The organism is Streptomyces marispadix (assembly GCF_022524345.1).
Classification (GTDB): Bacteria; Actinomycetota; Actinomycetes; order Streptomycetales; family Streptomycetaceae; genus Streptomyces; species Streptomyces marispadix.
The window spans coordinates 282,959-304,010 of sequence record NZ_JAKWJU010000002.1; the positions used below are offsets into that span (position 1 = coordinate 282,959).

21 protein-coding genes are annotated in these 21,052 nt (G+C 72.1%); 11 read left to right on the forward strand and 10 right to left on the reverse strand.

Features of this window, described 5'->3' with window-relative positions:
- Window positions 1-33: 33 nt before the first annotated feature.
- Both MMA15_RS01255 and lipP1 read right to left on the reverse strand, forming a co-directional pair.
- Complete coding sequence (locus MMA15_RS01255; RefSeq protein ID WP_241057080.1) at window positions 34-1,431, reverse strand: DUF6421 family protein; 1,398 nt, start codon at window positions 1,429-1,431, stop codon at window positions 34-36.
- A gap of 81 nt (window positions 1,432-1,512) precedes the next feature.
- Complete coding sequence (gene lipP1 / locus MMA15_RS01260) at window positions 1,513-2,529, reverse strand: LipP1 family hormone-sensitive lipase (protein WP_241057081.1); 1,017 nt, start codon at window positions 2,527-2,529, stop codon at window positions 1,513-1,515.
- Window positions 2,530-2,790: 261 nt separating this feature from the next.
- Here lipP1 and MMA15_RS01265 point away from each other — a divergent pair, with 261 nt between their 5' ends.
- Window positions 2,791-3,474, forward strand: a complete 684-nt coding sequence (locus MMA15_RS01265; protein WP_241057082.1) for a glycerophosphodiester phosphodiesterase — start codon at window positions 2,791-2,793, stop codon at window positions 3,472-3,474.
- Here MMA15_RS01265 and MMA15_RS01270 read toward each other — a convergent pair.
- Window positions 3,446-4,003, reverse strand: a complete 558-nt coding sequence (locus MMA15_RS01270; RefSeq protein WP_241057083.1) for a GNAT family N-acetyltransferase — start codon at window positions 4,001-4,003, stop codon at window positions 3,446-3,448. The two genes, MMA15_RS01265 and MMA15_RS01270, sit on opposite strands and share 29 nt — an antisense overlap.
- Before the next feature lie 46 nt (window positions 4,004-4,049).
- On the opposite strand from MMA15_RS01270, the gene MMA15_RS01275 reads away from it, so the two are divergent.
- The 4 genes from MMA15_RS01275 (at window position 4,050) to MMA15_RS01290 (ending at window position 7,388) form a co-directional block, all read left to right on the forward strand.
- Entirely contained in the window at window positions 4,050-4,442 is a 393-nt protein-coding gene (locus MMA15_RS01275) for a VOC family protein (RefSeq protein ID WP_241057084.1), read from the forward strand.
- 268 nt (window positions 4,443-4,710) lie between these two features.
- Window positions 4,711-5,463: a DUF5134 domain-containing protein gene (locus MMA15_RS01280; RefSeq protein ID WP_241057085.1), complete on the forward strand. Its 753-nt coding sequence runs from the start codon at window positions 4,711-4,713 to the stop codon at window positions 5,461-5,463.
- A 101-nt stretch (window positions 5,464-5,564) separates the two neighbouring features.
- Entirely contained in the window at window positions 5,565-6,509 is a 945-nt protein-coding gene (locus MMA15_RS01285; protein WP_241057086.1) for a M56 family metallopeptidase, read from the forward strand.
- A gap of 126 nt (window positions 6,510-6,635) precedes the next feature.
- Complete coding sequence (locus MMA15_RS01290; protein ID WP_241057087.1) at window positions 6,636-7,388, forward strand: phosphatase PAP2 family protein; 753 nt, start codon at window positions 6,636-6,638, stop codon at window positions 7,386-7,388.
- Between the two features lie 39 nt (window positions 7,389-7,427).
- Here MMA15_RS01290 and MMA15_RS01295 read toward each other — a convergent pair whose 3' ends face one another.
- Entirely contained in the window at window positions 7,428-7,937 is a 510-nt protein-coding gene (locus tag MMA15_RS01295) for a hypothetical protein (RefSeq protein WP_241057088.1), read from the reverse strand.
- A gap of 350 nt (window positions 7,938-8,287) precedes the next feature.
- On the opposite strand from MMA15_RS01295, the gene MMA15_RS01300 reads away from it, so the two are divergent.
- From MMA15_RS01300 to MMA15_RS01320, 5 genes are all read left to right on the forward strand, one after another.
- Window positions 8,288-9,097: a TetR/AcrR family transcriptional regulator gene (locus tag MMA15_RS01300; RefSeq protein ID WP_241057089.1), complete on the forward strand. Its 810-nt coding sequence runs from the start codon at window positions 8,288-8,290 to the stop codon at window positions 9,095-9,097.
- Between the two features lie 192 nt (window positions 9,098-9,289).
- A complete protein-coding gene (locus MMA15_RS01305) occupies window positions 9,290-10,399 on the forward strand; it encodes a WD40/YVTN/BNR-like repeat-containing protein (RefSeq protein WP_241057090.1) in 1,110 nt (369 codons plus the stop codon).
- Between the two features lie 51 nt (window positions 10,400-10,450).
- Window positions 10,451-11,128 carry a uracil-DNA glycosylase gene (locus MMA15_RS01310; RefSeq protein WP_241057091.1) on the forward strand — a complete coding sequence of 226 codons (678 nt, stop codon included), beginning with the start codon at window positions 10,451-10,453 and terminating at the stop codon, window positions 11,126-11,128.
- Complete coding sequence (locus MMA15_RS01315) at window positions 11,125-12,162, forward strand: N-acetylglucosamine kinase (protein WP_372498160.1); 1,038 nt, start codon at window positions 11,125-11,127, stop codon at window positions 12,160-12,162. The genes MMA15_RS01310 and MMA15_RS01315 overlap by 4 nt, the downstream gene beginning before the upstream one ends.
- Window positions 12,163-12,282: 120 nt before the next feature.
- On the forward strand, window positions 12,283-13,287 hold the full coding sequence (locus tag MMA15_RS01320) for a sirohydrochlorin chelatase family protein (RefSeq protein ID WP_241057092.1): 1,005 nt from the start codon (window positions 12,283-12,285) through the stop codon (window positions 13,285-13,287).
- Between the two features lie 261 nt (window positions 13,288-13,548).
- Here MMA15_RS01320 and MMA15_RS01325 read toward each other — a convergent pair whose 3' ends face one another.
- Window positions 13,549-14,637, reverse strand: a complete 1,089-nt coding sequence (locus MMA15_RS01325) for a lactonase family protein (protein WP_241057093.1) — start codon at window positions 14,635-14,637, stop codon at window positions 13,549-13,551.
- A gap of 247 nt (window positions 14,638-14,884) precedes the next feature.
- Here MMA15_RS01325 and MMA15_RS01330 point away from each other — a divergent pair, with 247 nt between their 5' ends.
- Window positions 14,885-15,577 carry an HAD family hydrolase gene (locus MMA15_RS01330; protein ID WP_241057094.1) on the forward strand — a complete coding sequence of 231 codons (693 nt, stop codon included), beginning with the start codon at window positions 14,885-14,887 and terminating at the stop codon, window positions 15,575-15,577.
- 83 nt (window positions 15,578-15,660) lie between these two features.
- Here the strand turns inward: MMA15_RS01330 and MMA15_RS01335 are convergent, their stop codons facing one another.
- Genes MMA15_RS01335 through MMA15_RS01355 form a run of 5 tightly spaced genes read right to left on the reverse strand, consistent with a single transcriptional unit; the run spans window position 15,661 to window position 20,926 of the window.
- Window positions 15,661-16,869: an MmgE/PrpD family protein gene (locus MMA15_RS01335; RefSeq protein ID WP_241057095.1), complete on the reverse strand. Its 1,209-nt coding sequence runs from the start codon at window positions 16,867-16,869 to the stop codon at window positions 15,661-15,663.
- Window positions 16,866-18,173 carry a TRAP transporter large permease gene (locus tag MMA15_RS01340; protein ID WP_241057096.1) on the reverse strand — a complete coding sequence of 436 codons (1,308 nt, stop codon included), beginning with the start codon at window positions 18,171-18,173 and terminating at the stop codon, window positions 16,866-16,868. The genes MMA15_RS01335 and MMA15_RS01340 overlap by 4 nt, the downstream gene beginning before the upstream one ends.
- Window positions 18,170-18,874 (reverse strand): TRAP transporter small permease, encoded by a 705-nt coding sequence (locus MMA15_RS01345; RefSeq protein WP_241057097.1) that lies wholly within the window; start codon window positions 18,872-18,874, stop codon window positions 18,170-18,172. The genes MMA15_RS01340 and MMA15_RS01345 overlap by 4 nt, the downstream gene beginning before the upstream one ends.
- 10 nt (window positions 18,875-18,884) lie before the next feature.
- Entirely contained in the window at window positions 18,885-19,916 is a 1,032-nt protein-coding gene (locus MMA15_RS01350) for a TRAP transporter substrate-binding protein (RefSeq protein WP_241057098.1), read from the reverse strand.
- A complete protein-coding gene (locus MMA15_RS01355) occupies window positions 19,913-20,926 on the reverse strand; it encodes an LLM class flavin-dependent oxidoreductase (protein WP_241057099.1) in 1,014 nt (337 codons plus the stop codon). The genes MMA15_RS01350 and MMA15_RS01355 overlap by 4 nt, the downstream gene beginning before the upstream one ends.
- Window positions 20,927-21,052: the final 126 nt, after the last annotated feature.

The following is a 21,052-nucleotide window of genomic DNA, read 5'->3' on the forward strand; positions in this document are numbered from 1 at the left end:
GCCGCTCCGCCGCCCTCCGTGCCGCGGGCGTGCTCAGGCCGCGGCCTGCGCGGGGGCCTGAGCGGTGATGCCCTTGGTCGATGCGATCACGGAACGGAGCTTCTTCGCGAGGGCCTCGTAGAACATGCTCAGCGGAAACTCGTCCGGAAGCACGTCGTCGACGAGCTTGCGGGGCGGCAGGGTCAGGTCGAGCGCGTCGGGTCCCTTGGCCCATGTGGAGCCGGGGTGCGGTGCCAGGTACGACGAGACCAGCTCGTACGCCTTGAACCAGTGGACGATCTTGGGGCGGTCGATGCCCGCGCGGTAGAGCGTCTCGATCTCCTCGCGCAGCCGCGCCGTCACCTGCCGGGCCTGGTCCCAGTCGATGGCCAGCTTGTTGTCGGTCCAGCGCAGCGCGCCGTGCTGGTGGAGGTAGGCGAAGAGCAACTGGCCGCCCAGACCGTCGTAGTTGCGGTTGCGCTCCCCGGTGACGGGGAAGCGGAAGAGCCGGTCCAGCAGGACCGCGAACTGCACGTCCCGGCCCTGCTGATAGCCCTCCGCCGCGAGGCGTCCGCCCTCGTGGAAGGCGGTCAGGTCGCAGCGCAGCTCCTCCAGTCCGTACATCCAGAACGGCTGCCGCTGCTTGATCATGAACGGGTCGAAGGGCAGGTCGCCGTGGCTGTGGGTGCGGTCGTGGATCATGTCCCACAGCACGAACGTCTGCTGGCAGCGAGCCTGGTCGTCGACGAGTCCCCTGGCGTCCTCGGGGAGCTGGAGGCTGGTGACGTCGCAGGCGGCGTCGACGACGCGGCGGAAGCGTGCCGCCTCACGGTCGCAGAAGATGCCGCCCCAGGAGAAGCGGGAGGGCGCCTCGCGCACGGCGACGGTCTCCGGGAAGAGCACCGCGGAGTTGGTGTCGTAGCCGGAGGTGAAGTCCTCGAAGGTGATGCCGCAGAAGAGCGGGTTGTCGTAGCGCGTGCGCTCCAGCTCGGCCAGCCAGTCGGGCCAGACCATGCGCAGCACCACGGCCTCGAGGTTGCGGTCGGGGTTGCCGTTCTGGGTGTACATGGGGAAGACGACCAGGTGCTGGAGGCCGTCCTGGCGGTTCTGCGCGGGCTGGAAGGCGAGCAGCGAGTCGAGGAAGTCGGGCACGCCGAAGCCGCCCGCGGCCCAGCGGCGCAGGTCGTCGACGAGCGCCTCGTGGTAGGCGGAGTCGTGCGGCAGCAGCGCGGTCAGGTCGCGCACGGCGTTGCAGATCTGCTCCAGGTCGGCTTCTACGGCCGCACGTGACGGTGCGCCCTCCGCCTCGAAGTCGATCGACCCGTCCTTCGACTGCGCGGGACGGATGGCTTCGACGGCGTCCTTGAGCACTGCCCATGCCGGGTGTTCGACCACGCGCTCGGCGGACGTATTCGCAGTCCCCACGGTCTTGGACGAAAGCATTTCCGTCATGACTACCCCTCCACACAAGAACCTGGCGTCAACAGCACGGTAGCCCGCCATGGAGACCCCCTCAAGTGGAGGGACAGGAAATCATCCGCCAAACCCCCCGTCGCAACCGTCGATCTTCCTGTCAGATGCCGTCGAGGCAATGACTTTGCCCAGTCCTGCCATGGCCTCCACCGCGTCCGGCAGCAGCTCCCCGACACCGAGGAAGCCGTGGAACATCCCCGGGAAGTGCGCCTCGCTGACCGGCACTCCGCACTCGCGCAGCTTCGCGGCGTACGCCCGTCCCTCGTCGCACAGCGGATCGCAGCCCGCGGTGATCACATGCGCGGGCGGCAGCCCGGAGAGGTCCGCGCGCAGCGGCGCCGCGTAGTGGTGGGTGAGATCGCCGTCGGGCCCGAAGTACTGGGCACCGAACCAGCGCATCGCGGTCTCGGTGAGGAAGTAGCCCTCTGCGTTGACACGACGGGACTCCGTCTCGCCCCCCGGGTCGGTGGACGGGTAGATCAGCAACTGGTACGCGACGGACGGGCCGCCGCGCTCACGGGCCATCAGCGTGCACACCGCGGCGAGGTTCCCGCCGGCGCTGTCGCCCGCGACCAGCAGGGCGTCCGGGTCGCCGCCCAGCTCGTCGACGTGCCCAGCCGCCCAGCACGCGGCCGCGTACGCGTCGTCGGCGGGCTCGGGAAAGCGTGCCTCCGGCGCGAGCCGGTAGCCGACGGAGACGATCACGGCACCGGAGGCACGGCACATCGCGCGCACCGTCGAATCGTGTGAGTCGATGCTGCCCAGCACCCAGCCGCCGCCGTGGAGGAAGACCACCGTGGGCGCCCTGCCGGGGGCGGGCTTCTCCTCGTAGGGGCGGTAGATACGCACCGGCACGTCGGGCGCACCCTCGGGGCCCGGTATCAGCCGGTCCGACACCGCGCCCACCTCGGGGCGGCGCGACGGCTCCGGCATCATCAGCGCCAGCATGCGGCGTGCCTCGGCCGCGTCGTGGACGGTGGCTCCCACGTCGGGGAAGACGGCCGCCATGGCCTGCATCAGCTCGCGGGCTCCGGGGGCGAGGCGCTCGGGTCCTTGGGACGCGGTGCTGCCGCTCACTTCACTGCTCCTTCTGTCGGGGGTGTGTGTGTCACGTGGGTGCGGCCGGGGCGGGCCCAACCGGCGCCGCCGGGCGGCGAGTCGGGATGCCGTGCGTGTGGCGGTACCTGCCGCGCCAGGTGCCGGCGTGCTCATGGCCGTTCGTACGTCACGCGGTGCGGACGGCGAACAACGGGGGCAGGGGAAGGTCCGGACGGGAAAGCTAGTGTGTGCGCCGCGTACGTCACCGCGTGCGCCGGACCACAGGGAAGAGAGGGTGCCGTGTCGCTGCTCACCGTCGGCCACCGCGGGGTCATGGGCGTGGAGCCCGAGAACACCCTGCGCTCCTTCGTACGTGCCGAGCGCGAGGGGTTCGACGTCATCGAACTCGATCTGCATCTGAGCAAGGACGGCGCCCTGGTGGTGATGCACGACGCCGACGTCTCGCGCACGACGGACGGTTCGGGCGCCATCGGCGACTTCACCCTGGCGGAACTGCGCGAGTTCGACGCGGGCGAGGGCGAGCGCATCCCCGTCTTCCAGGAGGTCGTCGAGGCCGTGCGCTCTCCGTTGCAGGCCGAGATCAAGGACCGTGCGGCGGCCCGGGTGCTGGCCGGTGCCATCACCGAACTCGGGCTGCACGACCGCGTCACCGTGATCTCCTTCCACGACGAGGCGCTGCGCGAGACCCGTACGCACCTTCCCGACATGCCGCTCGTGCTGGTCACGGGCCGCTCCACGCCCACCGCTCCCGAACGGGCCCGCGAACTGGGCGCGTTCATGGTCTCGTGCGAGCTGCGGTGGCTGGAGGCGGAGACCGTGGAACGCTGCCACGCCGACGGGATCAAGGTCATCACCTGGACCGTCAACACCGACGAGGAACTGGCCCGGGTGCGGGAGCTGGGCCTCGACGGAATCGTGACCGATATGCCGGAGATCAAGAGGGCCGCACGCCGAGCTTCTTGACCAGCAGCTCGAAAGCGAGGTCGTCGCGCTGCGGAATCCCGAACCGCTCGTCGCCGTAGGGGAAGGGCGTGAACTCGCCGGTGCGCTTGTAGCCGCGGCGCTCGTACCAGGCGATCAGGTCCTCGCGCTGACGGATCACCGTCATCTGCATCTCGCGGGAGCCCCACTCGGCGGAGGCCGTGCGCTCGGCCTCCGCCAGTACGGCCTTGCCCAGCCCGTCGCCCTGAAGTTCGGGGCGTACGGCGAACATCCCGAAGTAGGCGACGTCGCCGCGCCGTTCGAGCTGGCAGCAGGCCACCAGCGTCCCGTCCCGCTCGACGGCGAGCATCATGCTGCCGGGGGCGGCGAGGACGGCGCGGACTCCCTCGGGGTCGGTGCGCTGCCCCTCCAGCAGATCCGCCTCGGTGGTCCAGCCGCTGCGGCTGGAGTCCCCGCGGTAGGCGGACTCCAGGAGCGCGACGAGAGCGTCCACGTCGTCGCGCACGGCGGCACGGAAGGTCGGCTCGCCGGTCTCCTTGACGTTCTCCATGGTGAGGGACCCTAATACCCGGCCGCCGGGAATAGAGTCGGCAGGCATGCTGGACGTACTGAGCAGCCGCATCCTGCTGCGGCCCACAGACCCGGAGCGGACCCGGGAGTTCTACGGGCGGACGCTGGGGCTGGCCGTCCACCGGGAGTTCGGGACGGGCCCCGAGCGCGGCACGGTCTACTTCCTCGGCGGTGGATATCTGGAGGTCTCCGGGCGCTCCGACTCACCGCCCGCGCCGGGCCTTCAGCTCTGGTTGCAGGTGCGCGACGCCGAGGCGGCGCACCGCGGACTGCGCGAGGCCGGGGCGGACGTGCTGCGCGAACCGGTCCGCGAACCGTGGGGGCTGATCGAGATGTGGATCGCCGACCCGGACGGCGTGCGCATCTGCGTCGTCGAGGTCCCCGCGGACCATCCGATGCGCTACCGGCCCGGGATCTGACGCCGTACCCACCGCCGCACACAGCGCCGTACGCACCGCCGCAGACAAGCGCCGTACGCAAGACACCCCCGGGGGGCGCGGGGAGGCGGTTCACGGGTGCCCGCGGGCTGCCCCGCCCGCGTCGGGGAACTCCCGGACCGTCCTCGCGGCGCGGCTGCCACCGGGCTTCCCGCCCGCCCCCTGAGCGCTCCCCGGTTGCGCCCGTGCGCTCCCGTGTGACCGCGTACGTACGGGCAGCCTTCACGCGGGGCGAGCGGGGAGGTCGGTGATGCACGGGTCGGCGACGGTCGCCTGGCTGCTGACGGCAGTGTGCGCGTTCGTCGCCTGCGTGTGCCTGCTGCGCGCAGAGGGTGCCGGGGGGATGCGGCGGCGTACCGCCAGGAGCGAGGCCCTGATGGGGTTGGGGATGGCGGCGATGGCGCTGCCCGGCAGCGTGGCCGGCGCGCTGTCCCCGCTCGTCTTCCTGGCGCTTTTCGGGACGGTGGGCGTGCTGGAACTGACGCGGTTCAGGGAGGGGCTGCGTCGTGCCGTACCGGCGAGTGGGCCGGATTCGGATCCGGGTGGGGGGCCGGTCTCTGGGGCGGGGCCGGGGACGGATCCGGAGCAGGCGGAGCACGCCCACCACCTCCACCACTTCGTGGGGGCGCTGGCGATGATCTACATGGCGCTCGCGATGCCGGGGGCGCACGGCGCCGCGGGCGGCCATGGGCCGGGCGGCGCCGCAGTCGCGGGGGTGCCCCTGCTGACGGGCGCGCTGCTCGTCTACTACGCGGGCTATGTGCTGCGCACCGGACTGCTGCTGCTCCCTGACGCCGCCGGGCAGGGCCACGAGGACCGGGCCCGCCGGGACGGGATCGCCGTGCGGCGCCGCGGGGGCGACGGTGACGCGGGCGTCCCCGATGGGCGCCGTGTGCTGCCCGTCCCGCGTGACACGGCGGGCACGCTCGATCTTCCGGGACTGGCCCCCGCATGCCGACTCGCCATGGCCACGGGCATGTTGGCGATGCTGCTGACGCTCTGAGACGTCCGCCGTGGTACGCCCCTCGCTGATCGTGAGGCATCGGTCACTTCTGGACGGTCCCGCGTACCGCCCCGCGCCCGCAGGCCCATAGTCTGGCGACCATGATGGTCCCGCTGGCGCTGCTCGTCCTCGGCGGGCTGGCCGCCGCGGTCGCCCCGCGCATACTGGCCCGTTCGTCCTGGCCGGAGCGTGAACCCGTGCTGGCGCTCTGGGTGTGGCAGTGCGTCGTGGCCGCCGTGCTGCTGTGCTGCCTGCTGGCCATGGCGTTCTCGGCGGCAGCCGCGTGGCAGGTCGTAAGGGGCCATGTCTTCGCACCGGCTCCCAGCGGCGTCGAGGAGGCGTACGGCCTCGGCCTCGGCTCGTACGGGCCCTGGGCCGGAGCCCTCGCGGTGCTGCTGGCCTGCGGGGGTGCGTGGACGGGCGCGATGCTGCTGCGGGAGGTGTACGAGGCACGTGTGCGCCGCCGCCGTCGCCACGCCGAACTGCGCGAGAGGGCACCGCGGTTGCCTGGCGAGGAGCCGTCGGAGTCGGACCGGCTGGTGGTGCTGGAGGGGAAGAAGCCGGAGGCGTGGTGGCTGCCCGGCGGCACAGCGCGGCTCGTCGTCACCACCGCGGCGCTGCGCCGCCTGAAGGGCCGTCAACTGGACGCCGTGCTGGAGCATGAGCAGGGCCACGCACGTGCCCGGCACGACTGGCTGATGCACTGCTCCGCCGCCCTGGCGGCCGGATTCCCGAGGGTGCCGGTCTTCGCCGCGTTCCGCGACCAGGTGCACGCGCTCGTGGAGATGGCCGCCGACGACGTCGCCTCCAGGCGGTACGGGCGGCTGACGACCGCGCTGGCACTGGTCGAACTCAACGAGGACAGCGGGGTGTTCGGGCCCGCGCCGACGCCGCTGGCCCAAGTCCCCCACCGGGTGCACCGGTTGCTGTCCGCCGCTCCGCGGCTGCCGGTATCGCGGCGGCTGCGGATGACCGCGGCAGCCGTGCTCGTACCGGCGGTGCCCCTCCTCGTGGCCTTCGTTCCGGGACTTTCCGCGCTGCGATAGCCGCGCCGCCGCGATCCGCGCGAAGATCGACGCATGTACGGACCGACGGACCGCCCCGCTGCTCCGGCTCCGGCCTCCCCCACGGAGACTTCCCCTGTGCAGACACCACCAGCGGAGACTTCACCGATGGAGACCTCCGAGGCGCCTTCGTCCAGGCGCCCGTGGCTGAGGACCGCGCTGGCGCTGGGCGCCGCCGGCGCTGTCGTGATCGTGCTCGTCGCCGTGGGGTGGCGGCCCTTGGTGGCGCTGGACCGTGCGGTCGCGCACGTGCTCCACGTAAGGGCCCTGGCACACCCGGACTGGACCGGGACCAACCGCATCCTCACCGACTGGGTGTGGGACCCGGTGACGATGCGGCTGCTGGTCCTCGCGGCTGCGCTCTGGGTGGGCCTGCGGGGTGAGCGGCTGCGGGCGGTGTGGTGTGCCGTGACGGCCGCCGCGGGCGCGGGAGTTCAGCAGGCCCTCAAGGCGCTGCTGGACCGGGAGCGTCCGCAGTGGGAGCACCCCGTGGACTCGGCGCAGTACTCCGCCATGCCGTCCGGCCATGTGATGACCGCCGCTCTCGCCTGCACCCTGCTGGTCTGGCTGGTGCGCCGCACGGACGCGGGAGCACCCTCGCGGGCGCTGGTGCTCGCCGCCGCCGTTCTGTCCGTGGCCGGGGTCGCCCTTACGAGGGTGGCGCTGGGGGTGCACTGGCTCACGGACACCGTCGCGGGGGCGGCACTCGGCGTCGCGCTGGCCGCGGCGGCGATCGGGGCGTTCGAGTCCTTCTCGGGCAGGACCGCCCGGCGAGGTCCGTCGGAGCGCGCGGACAGCCGGGACAGGCACCCCGGACGCACGGGAGCGGACGTCAACGGCGCGAGGCCGGGCGCCGGTTGAGGATTGTCGGCGCCCGGCCTCTGCGATGCGTCACCGGGTTCAGGGTTCGGCGACGTCCGTGTGTATGGCGAGCTTGAACTGCGCGTGCATCAGCGGGACGGCGATCTTCTTGTCGCGCCTGCCGCGTGCGGAGACCTTCAGGCCGATCGGCACATCGGGGTGTACGAAGAACTGCCACATGTACGACTTGTACTGGCCGCCGCCGGTCGCGGCGGCGTCCGTCGTCGCCGTCGAGTCGTATCCGTCGCCGAGGGGGTCGCGCACGAACCGGGCGCGGTACTCGTGCGGGTCGTCGTCCTCCTCCCAGTGCACCATCGCCGAGACGACGCCCCAGCCCTCGTGGCTGGGGTAGATGAGGCCGGAGTGCGCGTCGGGGAACCGGGAGTCCTCTCCGTCGCGCCGTGAAGCGTGCATGTTCCAGGGGTCGTACGACTCCTGCTCCCCGTAGGGGAAGCGGACCAGGTAATAGCCGTCGTCGTCGTACTTGACGCGCTGCGAACCGGAGGATTTCTCTGCATCCCAGATGAGCGAGACGACCGCTAACGACATGGGCTCTCCTAGTGGGCCACGGTTACCGGAAGATCGCGGAACAGGCAGCGGAGGATCGTGGGACGTGTGCCCGTCTCAGCGTGTTCGTCGTCTCATCTTATTGCTCGTCCCGTATTCAACAACGGTTCGCACAACGGGAGTTGAGGGCTCGCAGACGGGGCGCACGGAGACGCCCGCGGCGTTCGCAAGGGGGCGGGAGTGGCCGGTGGGGCAGGCAGATAGCCGGTATTGGGCGATCCCCCGCGTCGCCCAATACCGGCGGCCCGCGTCGGAAACAGCCTGGTCGGGACTGCCGCCGAAGTCTCCACGAGTATACTGGCTGCGAGCCAGTCAACATAGGAGTTAACAGGATGTCCCCCCGGAGCGCCTCGGTCAACGAAGAGTTGCGTCGGCGCTCCCGGGAACGGTTGCTTCAGGCTACGGTCGATCTCGTCGGCGAGCGAGGCTACGAGGCGACGACCCTGGGGGACATCGCCGATCGCGCCGGGTCGGCGCGCGGGCTCATCTCGTACTACTTCCCCGGGAAGCGGCAGCTCTTCCAGTCCGCGGTGCACCGGCTGATGCACCTCACGCTCGACGACGCACTGAGGCGCGCGCCGCGACCGGAGGGTCCCGCCGACGGCGACGAGGCGCTGGCGAGGGCGATCGACGCCGTACTCGGACTGGCCCAGGACCGTCCTGTGCTGATGCGTGCCCATATGGCCGGAATCCTCCAACAGGAGGGATTCGTCCAGTGTCCCGAGCAGCAGCGGCTGGCGTCGCTGCTGAAGGAGACCGTCACGCGCTACGGTTCGCCGGACCCGGACGCCGACTATCCGCTGCTGCGGGCGCTGTTGATGGGTGCCGTGGTGGCCGTGCTCCTTCCCGGTGCGCCGATGCCGGTGACCCGGCTGCGTGCCGAACTCTTCGCACGGTACGAGCTGGACTGGGAGCTGGGCACCCCGCCCGAGGACGGCGCCGGCGGCGACGAACACCGCGCGCCTGCCCGGCAGTTGACCACTGTGCGCAATCCGGCGGCTCTCGTGGCGCGGGAGCCGCGGCCGGAGCCCGGGGAGCCGGCGGAAGCCGAGGCGGAGGCGCGGCCCGCGTCGCAGGGGCGCGAACTGCTGCGCAAGACCCGGCCGGCCACCACTCCGCCGCGGAAGCCCTCGGCGAACTGAGCCGCGGGGCGGGCAGGGCGCGCCCAAGCCGCCTCGCGTCCGCCGCTCCGATCACGGGGCGTGCTCCCGCAGTTGCGCACGCGCCGCTGTGACCTGCTACGACGTCGGCAGCGGTGCCATTGTCAGTGGGCGGGTGCAGACTGTGCCCACCTCGAAAGCCCGGACAATGACGTCATGAAGGCGGGATCAGACATGTCAGACGTACTACTCGCGGTGGGCACCCGCAAGGGACTCTTCCTCGCACGGCGGCCGGTCGGCGGACGGCAGTCGGCGGACTGGGAGTTCGACGGTCCGCACTTCAACGCGCAGGCGGTCTACTCGGTGGCCTTCGACACCAGGCGCGCCTCGGGCCCCAGGATCCTCGTGGGCGGCGACAGCGCGCACTGGGGGCCCTCGGTCTTCCACTCCGACGATCTCGGCTCGACGTGGACGGAGCCGGAGGCTCCGGCGGTGAAGTTCCCGCAGGACACCGAGGTCTCGCTGGAGCGGGTGTGGCAGTTGCAGCCCGGCGGCGCCGACGAGCCCGACGTGGTGTGGGCGGGGACCGAGCCCGGCGCGCTGTTCCGCTCCGATGACGGCGGTGTCAGCTTCGAGTTGGTGCGCGGACTGTGGGAGCACCCCACGAGGAAGGACTGGGTGCCGGGAGGCGGCGGCCTCGGCCTGCACACCATCCTGGTCGACCCGAGGGACGCCCGCAGGGTGACCGTCGCGGTCTCCACGGGCGGCGCCTACCGCACCGACGACGCGGGCAAGAGCTGGGAGCCGTGCAACCGCGGAGTGGAGGCGGTCTTCCTCCCGGAGAACATGCGCTTCCCGGAGTACGGCCAGTGCGTGCACAAGGTGGCGCGTGACGCCGCGGACCCCGACCGGCTCTACCTCCAGAACCACTGGGGCGTCTACCGCAGCGACGACGAGGGCACGAGCTGGACGGCCATCGGCGGGAGCCTCCCCTCCGACTTCGGCTTCCCCGTGGTCAGTCACCCGAGCCGCGGCGGCGTCGCATACGTCTTCCCGCTCAACGCCGACTCCGACCGTGTTCCGGCAGGGCGCCGCTGCCGGGTGCACCGCACCGAGGACGCGGGGGCGAGCTGGCAGGAGCTGGGATCGGGGCTGCCGGAGGACGCGCACTACGGTCCGGTGCTGCGCGACGCGATGTGCAGCGACGGCGCGGACCCCGCCGGGATCTACTTCGGCAACCGCAACGGCGAGGTGTTCGCCAGCGCCGACGAAGGGGAGCACTGGCGGCAGTTGGCCGGGCATCTTCCGGATGTGCTGTGTGTCCGCGCGGCGGTGATCGACTGATGTGATCGCCGGGGGCGGGTGCCGCCCGCGGAAGCAGTAGAGTAACGGCCCGTGGCTGCACGACCGTTGAACGAAATCGTCGAACCCGGCTGGGCCAAGGCTCTGGAGCCCGTCGCCGAACGGATCGCGTCCATGGGCGAGTTCCTCCGCGCGGAGATCGCGGCGGGCAGAACCTACCTCCCCGCAGGGGAGAACGTACTGCGTGCCTTTCAGCAACCCTTCGACGAGGTGCGGGTCCTCATCGTCGGACAGGACCCTTATCCGACGCCGGGGCATGCCGTGGGCTTGTCGTTCTCGGTCGCCCCTGAAGTACGTCCGCTGCCGGGCAGCCTGGAGAACATCTTCCGGGAGCTCAACAGCGACCTCGGGCTGCCCCGGCCGTCGAACGGCGACCTGACGCCGTGGACGAGACAGGGCGTGCTCCTGCTCAACAGGGCGCTCACGACGGCGCCCCGGAAGCCCGGTGCGCACCGGGGCAAGGGCTGGGAAGAGGTCACGGAGCAGGCGATCCGTGCGCTCGTCGCCCGGGAGCGGCCGATGGTCTCCGTGCTGTGGGGCCGCGACGCGCGGAATCTGCGCGGGCTGCTGGAGAGCAGGCCCGTGGTGGAGTCCTCGCACCCGTCGCCGATGTCGGCGGACCGCGGCTTCTTCGGCTCCCGTCCCTTCAGCCGCGTCAACGATCTCCTGGTTCAGCAGGGAGCGGACCCGGTGGACTGGAAACTGCCGTGACAGGCCGGGAGTCCGGCGACGGCAAGGGGTCTTCGGACGGCCCGTCCTCGGGACCGGTCTGGGTGCTGGCCGCCGACTCCGGCGGCTCGGGTCTGCGCATCGCGCTGGCCGACGCCTCACGTCCGGGCGAGGCGCCCGAGGCGGCAGGCACGGTCACCTCGCCCGAGCCGGTGCGCACGAGCGCCGAGGGCATCGACGCCGACCACATGCTGGCGCAACTGGTGCCTGCCGCCCGTGAGTTGCTTACGCAGGCCGGGGCGGAGGGCGGCGGCCTGGACGCGGTGTGCGTCGGGGCCGCGGGCATGGCGACCCTCGGGGCGGGGCTGCGGGCGACGCTGCCGGGGGCGCTGGCGCGGGAGTTGGGTGCACGGCATGTGGCTCTGGCCGCCGACGCCGTGACCGGGTACGCGGGCGCCCTGGGCGAGTCGCCCGGTGCCGTGGTGACCGGCGGTACCGGCCTGATCGCCGTGGGCACCGATCTGCGCGAGTGGCGGCGTACCGACGGCTGGGGCCATCTGCTGGGCGACTGCGGCGGCGGCTCCTGGATCGGGCAGGCGGGGCTGGGGGCCGCGATGCGCGACTTCGACGGCCGGGAGGGCGGCTCCCCGGCGTTGAGGGAGCGCGCCGAGGAGCGCTTCGGTGCGCCGCTGAGCGGACTGCCGGCGCAGCTTTATCCCCGTACGGACAGACCGGCGGTACTGGCCTCGTTCGCGCCGGAGGTCGCTGCATGTGCCGCCGAGGGCGATCCGGTCGCCGGTTCGGTGATGCGCGAGGCGGCTGAGGAGATCGCCCGTGCGGCGGCGGCCGTATGCCCCTCGGCCGGGGGCGCCGCGGTCGCGCTGACGGGCGGCCTGTTCCGTATCGGTGCGCCGCTCATGCAGCCTCTGGAGGAGGAGCTGGAGCGGCGGCTGCCCCATGCGCGGGTGCTGGTCCCCGAGGGCGGTCCGCTGGACGGTGCACTGCTCGTGGCCGCCCGGCTCACCGAGGGTGCGCTGCGGCTTCCCACCGATCCGGCGCTGCTTTCCACGAGTTGAGAAATCCGGTGATGAATTCCGGCATACCTCAACATCTCACCCGCCGGACCAAAAGGGCATTTCCGGCCACTCTCCCCCGCTTGAACTGCGGGGTCTCCCAAGGCATTAACATGCGGGCGCATGAGCTCCCCCACTGACCCGGACAACGGCCTGCCAGTGCGAATGCCGCGTCCACGCAGGCCCGGAAGGCACCGCAAGCCGGAGCCTGTCGTTGCACCAGAGAACGCACCCGCGCTGGTACTCGCCGTGCCCGGCGCACCCTCCAGCGCCGTCCGCAGCACCGCTGAGGAGATCCTCAGCATCGCCCGCTCGGAGTTGCCGGGGCTGGACGCCCGGATCGGTTATGTGGAAGGCGACGGCGAGGAGTACCCGACGCTCGGGGGCGTACTGGCCCGGACCGCGGCGGATCAGCAGGAGGCGGAGGAACGCGCCGCGGAGCTGGCGGCCGTCGAGGCCGCCGCCGCCGGCGAGGACGGCGCGGGGCACCCTGAATCCGGTGACGGCACCGCCGCCCGCCGCGCCCCCAAGACCGGCGCCGAGGAGCGTCTCGTCGCGCTCGTCATCCCGCTGCTCGCGGGCCCCGACGCCGCGGGCATGCGCCAGATACGGCAGGCGGTCCTCTCCAGCGGCACGGGCGCGGAACTCACCGATGTGCTCGGGCCGCATCCGCTGCTGGCCGAGGGCGTGCACGTGAAGCTCTCCGAGGCGGGTCTGGCCCGTGCCGACCGCGCCCGGCTGTTCACTGTCGCGACCGCGGCGGACGGCATCATCCTGGCGTCCGTCGGAGGCGAGGAGGCCGTGCAGGCCGCGGGCATCACCGGCATGCTGCTGGCCGCGCGTCTCGCCGTCCCGGTGCTCGCGGCGGGGCTCGACGAGGAGGGCGCCGTGGCGCGCGTCGCCGAGCAGTTGCGCGAGTCCGGTTCCCAGCAGCTCGCCGTCGCGCCCTGCCTGATCGGGCCGGAGGTGCCGGAGGGGCTGCTCGACGCGGCGGCGGCCGAGGCGGGCTGCGCCGTGGCCGAGCCGCTGGGCGCGTACCCCGCGGTGGGCAAGCTGGTGGCTTCGACGTACGCGACCAAGCTGGGCATCCCGCATCAGCAGACGCCGCAGGGACTGGCGGCGCGCTGAGGGCGCTCAGCGGCCGGGGTGAGCTCTCCGGCGCGTGCTTCGGCTAGCCGCGCCGGTGCGGAACGGAGGCGGTGTGCCCGTCGGGGAGGACGGGGCGCGCCGCCTCTCCGCTGCCCGGGGCAGGACGGGGCCTGAAGCCGACCGGCCCGCGGCCCGTCTGCCCCGGGCGGATCGCCTGAGCCGGGTTCCGGGCGCTCGCTCGGGCCCGGCTTCCCGTTCGGCTGGACTCCCGGGCGGGCTTGCCCCGTTCGGGCTCCGCCTTCAGCCGAAGACGACGCAGGACGCCGCCGGTACGGCGATGCTCCCGGAGCGGTGCGGCGTGCCGGTGGTCTGGTCGATGCGGAACCAAGTGACGTCGCCGGAGCGCTCGTTGGCGGCGTAGAGCCAGCGGCCCGACGGGTGCAGCGCCAGATCGCGCGGCCAGTGGCCGCCGCACGGCACGGTCCCCGTCAGTTCCATGGAGCCGCCGGAGGCGGCGAGGTCGAACACCGAGATGCTGTCGTGGCCGCGGTTGGCGGCCCATGCGAAGCGTCCGTCGTGCGAGATGACGAGTTCCGAGGGGTAGTTGCGCTCCGGGGAGGCGCTGCCCGGCACGGTGGCCGTGGCGTGCAGCGCTTCGAGCGTGCCGGTGCCGGCGTCCCAACTGCACACCGTCACCGAGGAGTCGAGTTCGTCCACGACGTAGGCGTGACCGGCGTCGGGGTGGAAGACGAGGTGGCGCGGTCCGCTTCCGGGGCGCATCGCCGCCTCGGCGTACGGCAGCGGTTCGCCCTCCGGGCAGGCGTCGCGCAGGTCGTAGATCCACACGGAGTCCGTGCCGAGGTCGACCGACAGCAGCCAGCGGCCCGACGGGTCGGGGACGACCGCGTGCGCGTGCGGACCCTCCTGACGCTGTGTCTCGGGCCCGCTGCCGGTGTGCTGATGTACGGAGGCGCGGCTGCCGAGCGTGCCGTCGGCGCGTACGGGAAGTGCGCTGATGCTGCCGGTGCCGTAGTTGGCGGTGATGAGATGGCCCGCGGCGATGGTCAGATGCGTCGGGCCTCCGCCCCTTACGGGGGTGGGTTCGCCCAGCAGCTCGGGTCTGTCCCGGTCGGCGAGGGAGAAGGCCGCCGCGCCGCCGATGTCGCGCTCGCTGACCGCGTAGAGACGGCCGCCGGGGGCGCCCGGCCCGCCGGGGCCCTCGGTGAGGACGAGATAGGACGGGTCTGGCACGAGCGTCCCGGTGTGGTGCAGCACCGCCAGTTCGCCGGTTCCGGTGTCGAGGGACGCGGTGGTCACGCCCCGGCCGCCCGCCGAGGTGAACGACCCGATGTACGCCCTGTCGGCCGACTGCCCGTTCACTCCGCTCACCGTGCTGCCCCTTCCTGCCCGGGAGTTCCACGATCTGCACGAGAATTCCGTGATCTTGGGCCGACCGTAGCAGCGCTGGCGGGGGCAGGGGACGTACTCGATCACACCCGCGAGGGGCGGGTGCGTGACAGTCGGCGGTGCGCCGCCGCCCGAGAGCGCCTCCTGCGGCCGCTTCCACGGTCCTTCACGCAGGCCCCTCCACCTCCTCCCGCCCGTCACTCGGCGAGGGTCGGGCACCCTGGTGGCCATGGACGACTCCCCCGCGACCGCCGTGATCTTCGACCTCGACGGCACGCTCGTGGACAGCGAACCGCACTACTACGAGGCGGGCCGGCGGGTGCTCGCCGCGCACGGAGTGACGGACTTCGGCTGGGAGGAGCACACCCGGTTCGTCGGCATCGGCACTCGGGAGACGATGGAGACGCTGCGCGCCGAGCACCGGATCGCCGCGCCCGTCGAGCAGTTGCTGGCGGAGAAGAACCGCAGCTATCTGGAGCTGGCCGGGCGCTCGACGCCGGTCTTCGACGGGATGCGCAGCCTGGTGGAGCGACTGCACGCCGCCGCACACCCGTTGGCGGTGGCATCGGGTTCCTCGCGGGAGGCGATCGACGCGGTCCTGGCGGGGTCGGGGCTGGGGGCGCTGCTGCCCGTGAGGGTATCGGCGGAGGAGGTCGCGCACGGCAAGCCGGAGCCGGACGTCTTCCTGGAGGCGGCACGGCGTCTGGGCCGGTCCCCGGGGGACTGCGTGGTGGTGGAGGACGCACCGCCCGGCGCGGAGGCGGCACGCCGTGCGGGCATGCGCTGTGTGGCCGTGCCGTATGTACGGGGTGCGGAGACGGATGAGGGGTTCGCCTCGGCGGGGCTGCTCTTCGCGGGCGGACAGGACGAGTTCGACGCAGGGCGTGCGTATGCCTGGATCACGGGCGCAGGCGCGAGCTGACGCACGGCCCGTCTCGCCGGAACGCGAACTCCGCACGCGCGCACCGCACTTGGCCGTGGCCCGAGTCCCGCCGCCTTCGGACCTCAGCCTCCCGGCAGCGCTGCGCGCAGCAGCTCCGGCGCCGACTCCCATGTCACTTCCATGACCTGGGAAGCCCTCTCCTCGCCCACGCAAGCGGCGGCCTTCGCCGCGAGTTCGGCGCCGGTGGCCGGGCGCCGCGGGTGGCCCTGGGGCAACTCCAGGGCGGCCTCGGCGAGTTCGCCGTCCGCGCGTTCCACGACGATGCGGGTCTCGCCTCCCGTCAGATCCTCTCCGCCGTCGGGCACGACACGTACCTCCGTACGCTCCAGCAGGCGCCGCACCTCGGGGCGGGACGCAGCGGCGTCGGTGAAGTCGTCCATGCCGGGGAAGCCGTCGAGGAGCGCGGTCGCGACGGCGTACTCCATGCTGAACTTCGCCTCCAGTCCCGTACGGGGCCGGTGGTGGATCAGCGGCTGCATGCCCGCCTCTGGCGTGGTGACCGTGATGCGCGCGATGTCCTCGGTGCCGCCCGGGTCGCCCCCGTCGCCGAGGAGCGGCAGCAGACGTGCCGCGCTGATGGGCCGCTGCATCGCGTAGCAGCAGGGGTGGAGCTTCACGGCCAGTCCGTCCGGGACGGCGGGCCCGGCCGTGTCCGGCTCCCGTGCGCCGCCCACGAGGGCGAACCAGGCGTCCAGCGCGGCCGGTTCGGCGGTGGCGCCCGCCGCGGCGAGGCGCGCCGCCCGTACCCCGGCCTCGGCTGCGGAACCCACCTGAAGGGACTTCCCCGAAGTGCCGAAGGCACGCTGCACGCCTCCCGCTCCGGGCACGGCGAGCGCCATGGCGCGCCTGAGCCCGTCCGTGTCCAGGCCGAGGGCGATGCCGGCGGCGATCGCGGCGGCGGGGGCGCCCGCGGTGCAGGTGGTGTGCCAGCCGCTGCTGTAGTGGCTCCAGCCCAGTGCCGTACCGAGCCGCGCCATGACTCCCGCGCCCGCCAGATAGGCACGCTCTCCACCTCCGCACGCGAGGGCCGCGCTGACGCAAACGACGCTGATGTGGGAGGTCGACGGCAGATGGACGTCGTCGAAGTCCAGTACGTGGCCCGTGGCGGCCCAGCGCAGCGGCTCCGGCAGCCCGGCCGTCATGCGGGCGACCGGGTCGCCGGCGGCGGCGAGGGTGACGGCGACGGTGTCGGCCAGCGCTGTGCGGGCGAGTTCACGGTCGGCGTCGCCCGGGTCCAGTGCGGCGGCCCAGTCTGCGAGATCCGCGATCATGTCACCAACCCCGGCAGCCAGGTGGCGAGTTCGGGTACGGCGGTGACGAGCGCCAGCATGCCGGCCTCGATGGCCAGATACGGCAGGATGCCGCGGAAGATGTCGGCGAGGTCCAGTTCGGGCACCACGGACTTCATGGTGTAGAGGTTCAGCCCGACGGGTGGCGTGATCACCGCCATCTCCAGGTTGACCACCAGCAGCACCCCGAACCACAGCGGATCGAAGCCGAGACCTTCGATCGCGGGAACCAGGATCGGCGTCACGACGAGCAGCAGCGAGGCGGCGTCGACGAGGCAGCCGAGGACGATGAGCACCAGCATCATCACCGCGACGACCAGGTACGGCGAAGTGTCCAGTCCTACGACGAAGTTGGAGACGGCGTCGGGGACCCGCGCGACCACCAGCATCTGTGTGAAGACGAACGCGGCGCCGACGATCGCGAGGATCGACGCGGTGACGTGGGCCGTCGAGATGAAGATCGTCCGCAGGTTCGCCCAGCCCAGCTTCCGGTAGACCCATCCCGTGACGCCGAACGCCGCGAGCGCGCCGACGGCCGCGGCCTCGGTGGGGGTGGCGAAGCCGGTGTAGATGGAGCCGAGCACGAGGACGATCAGGGCCAGCGCGGGCGAGATCCTCACCAGCGCGGAAAGGCGCTGCCCCCAGGTGAAGTGCTCGGCCACCACCGGTGCGTTGGCCGGGGCCGTCTTCGCCCGCACCACCACGTAGACGATCATGAACGCGGCGAGCAGCAGCCCCGGGATGAGGCCCCCGGCGAAGAGTTCGGCGATACTCACGCCCGTCACCGACGAGTACAGGATGAACATCAGGCTCGGCGGGATGAGCATGGCCAGCGCGCCCGAGGCGGCGACGGTGCCGCTGGCGAACGCAGGGCGGTAGCCGCGGGCCAGCATCTCCGGTACGGCCATGCGGCCGATGATCGCGACGGAGGAGATGCTGACGCCGGACATGGCGCCGAAGACCGTGGAGGAGCCGATGGCGGAGGCTCCCAGTCCGCCGGGTATCCGGTTGAACCAGCGGTACGCGGCGCCGAACAGGTCGCGGCCCAGGCCGCTGACCGCGAGCACCTCGCCGAGAAGGATGTAGAGCGGCGCGGCCACCAGCGCGTAGTTCTGTAGCTGCGCGACCAGTGACAGCGGCGTCAACTCCACGCCGGACAGGCCGCCGAGGCCGATGAGCCCGGCGATGCCGGAGACGGCGAGCGCCACGAAGATGGGTGTGCGCAGGGCGATGAGCAACAGCAGCAGTACGACCGCGAGCGCGGCGACACCGGCGTCGGAAATCATGAGCGGGTCTCTCCTTCTCCGGTGCCGGAGTCGGCGGCGGGGCCGTTGCCGCCACCGGGGCCGGCGCGGCGGTCGGTGCTGTCGGCGTGTGTGGACTGGCTTGCGGCGGGCGGCACTTGGGACGTACCGGCCTTCCTGGAGGGGTGGGCGCCGGACGGGTCCGCGCCGGACGGCGGTGACGTCGCCGCGCCGCCCTCCACCACGGCGGCCGCTCCGTCGTCCCAGCCTCCCGGGGGGAAGAGCACGGCCACGACGGCGAGGAGCACGCCGCTGAGGAACAGCACCGCGTCCGGCACCCACAGGGGAATGCTGAAGGTGCCGGAGCCGGTGAGGCCCCCGGCGAGCGCGACCGTCATCGAGCGGTACGCGGTCACGGCGAGCACCAGGCCGAGGAACGCGGTCGCGGCGGCGGTCACCACGTCGGCGGCCCGGCGCGCCCCGGCCGGAAGGGCACGGTGGACCAGGTCCATCGAGATGTGCTGCCCCTTGGCGTAGAAGTAGGGGATCGCCAGCGACGTGGCCACGAGGACACCGGCGGCATTCAGCGGGTAGGCCCAGTCCGTCGGTGCGGAGAAGGTGAAGCGGACGACGACGTCGTAGGTGATGGTCAGCATCATCAGCCCGACGACGGCCATGGCGACGACGGCCAGCGCCATCGCGCAGGCCAGCACGTATTTGCGTATCGAGTTCAGCGTGCTCATGCCGGGCCCCTCATGCCTTGCGGATGGATTCGACGGCCTGGTCGGCCGTGCGGGCGCCGAGGCGCTGCCGCCAGGCCGCGTGCACGGGCCGGATCGCCTTGCGGAAGGCCGCCATCTCCGATTCGCCCGGCTCGATCAACTGCACTCCCGCGGCACGGACCTTGGGGAGGTAGTCCTTCGTGTGCACCTTCACCATGTGGGCGGTGCCGTCCCGGTAGAGGGTCCTTCCGGCCTCGTCCAGGGCCCGGCGGACGGACGGGTGCTGCTGCTCGTACCAGTCGCTGCGGCAGTAGGCGTCGACGGTGTAGGCGCCGAAGTGGCCTGCCGTGCCGTACTTGACGATCTTCTGTAGGTCGCGGGAGACGACCGTGCCGATGTAGCTGACGAGACCGTCGATGGTGTTGCGCTCCAGCGCCTGGTAGACCTCGGCGGACCCCATGGTGACGGGTGCTCCGCCGAGGGCCTTGACCGTCTCGCCCTCGATCTCGCCCGCGACGCGCAGCCGCAGCCCTCGTACGTCCTCGGGCCTGCGGATGGGCCTGTCGACCGTCCAGAGGTACTCGAACGTGGTGGGCATGCCGCCGAGGATGCGCACGCCCTTCGGTGCGAGGTTCTTGTTGATCAACTCGTGCTGCGCGCGCCCCGGTTCGATGGCGCGGCGCAGCTTGCCGTAGTCCTCGGTGATGAAGGGCAGCTCCATCGCGCCGAGCACCGGGTACGTGGAGGAGACGTAGGAGCTGGTCTGGAAGATGACGTCGGCGACTCCCGACAGCAGTCCGGGCAGGAGCTGTTCGGCGCCGAGCAGGGCGCCGGAGTCGTAGAGGTCCGGCGCGAGACGTCCGCCGCTGCGCCGTGCGGCGACCTTGTCGAACATCTCGATGCCGGGGTAGAGATCGCCGTAGGAGGACGGCAGATAGGTCGCCACCCTCGATTTGCGCCGCGTCCCCGCGTCCGCCGGGGCGCACGCCGAGGCCGCCGCCGCGGCCAGGCCGAGGCCCGCGGCGGACAGGAAGCCGCGCCGTCCGATCGCTTTCGTGTTCATGGGAGTACCTCGTCCCTCAGGCGTTTCAGGCTGGCCATGACCTTCTCCTGCGGCATCCCGGGCCATTGCGGGCGGAGGAGGATGTTCTCCGGTGCCACGTGGTCGATGAGATCGGTGAGTCGAGCACGGCAGGAGGCGGGCCCGCCGAGGATGAAGCGGCCCTGCCGCAGCTTGTCGAACTCCGCGTCGAAGCTCTGCGAGGCGGGCAGCACCCGGTCCTGCCCCCAGGCGCGGTAGGCGGCGTACTTGACGGTCATCGCGGCTCTCACGTCCTCGACGGCGGCCTCGTCGCTCTCGCCGACGTAGACCTCCTGGAGGACCTGTACGGGGGCGGTATCGCGGCCGAAGTCACGGCAGGCGGCGCGGTAGTGGCCCACCTGCCGGTGCAGATAGTCCCGGTCGACGTGTGCGGCGGCGGCGAGCCACGGCAGGCCCATCCGTGCGGTGCGGCGCAGCGCCCCGTCGGTGTGACCGGCGAGCCAGAGCGGCGGGTGCGGGCGCTGCACGGGCCGCAGCACGGGACGTACGGCCTCCAGCTTGACGGCGTCGCTGTGGAAGGTCACCTCGTCCTCGGTCCACAGCCGCTTTACGAGGTCGAGGTTGTCGAGGAAGCGGCGCAGCCTTGCGTCGCGGGGGACGCCGAAGGCGTCGAACTCCGTGTCGCGGTAGCCCAGTCCGGCTCCGACGGTGAGGCGGCCGCCGCTGATGATGTCGAGCGTGGCCAGTTCCTCGGCGAGGTCGACGGGGTTCTGGAGCGCCATGAGCGTGATGGCCGTGCCGATCCGCATGCTGCCGGACTCGGGGACGATGCGGGAGAGCACCGCGAGCGGATGGAGGTACTGGAAGGGGTCGGCGAGGTAGTGCTGGGTGGCCCACACCGAGGAGAAGCCGGCGTCGCGGGCGAAGCGGACCTGCTCCACCTGTTCGGCGAAGCGCGCCACCACGTCGTCGTCGGAGGTGAACTGGCTGCACAGCACCAGCCCGTATCCGGGCTCCGGGGCTGAAGTCATGGGCGGGGGCACCTCCTTCGGTGACTGGGTCCTGGGCGACGTGGGGTCTTCGCCGACGTGCGATCGGTCCTGACTTGGGTGACGTGGGAGACGTGGGATCGGTGCGGGGTCGGGGCCCGGCCTGCC